Source organism: Arcobacter sp. AHV-9/2010, assembly GCF_004116575.1.
Lineage (GTDB): Bacteria > Campylobacterota > Campylobacteria > Campylobacterales > Arcobacteraceae > Aliarcobacter > Aliarcobacter skirrowii.
This window is the reverse complement of record NZ_PDKH01000031.1, coordinates 1-428: the sequence shown is the minus strand read 5'-3', so window position 1 is coordinate 428 and position 428 is coordinate 1. Positions and strand designations below refer to the sequence as shown.

The 428-nt window shown below is 62.4% G+C and carries 1 protein-coding gene; it reads right to left on the bottom strand.

The genetic code is table 11. The annotated features are described in order from the left end of the window. Positions 1-428, bottom strand: a 428-nt coding sequence (locus CRU94_RS09570; protein WP_164966599.1) for a response regulator transcription factor, incomplete at both ends; no start/stop codon positions are given.

The following is a 428-nucleotide window of genomic DNA, read 5'->3' as shown; positions in this document are numbered from 1 at the left end:
CCCGATGTGCCGCCGATCAGGCCACCCTGTTGGTCATAAGGATCACAGGGGTCAGGCGTGGAGTCGGCGCCGGGGTTGGCATCGGCGTGCCGATCCTGATGCGGCGCGATCAACCCCAGATCGATCGCGGCAAGCACCAGCCCCGTCACGTTGGAGACACCGAGTTTGTCCATCAGGTGCGCCCGGTATTTTTCGATCGTTTTTGGACTGAGGTTCAGATACTGCCCCACCTGGCGATTGGTCCGGCCTTCCGCCACGAGTTGAAGCACGCTTCGCTCGCGCGCGGTCAGCGTTTCCCAAGCGCTCCTGGGCGCAAGCACATCGTGGCCATTGACGAACGACTGAACGACGTTGCCATAGACATCGGCACTCAAGTGTCGCTTGCCCTGCGTGACCGCGTGCAGCGCTGCCACCAGTTCGTCGAAGGA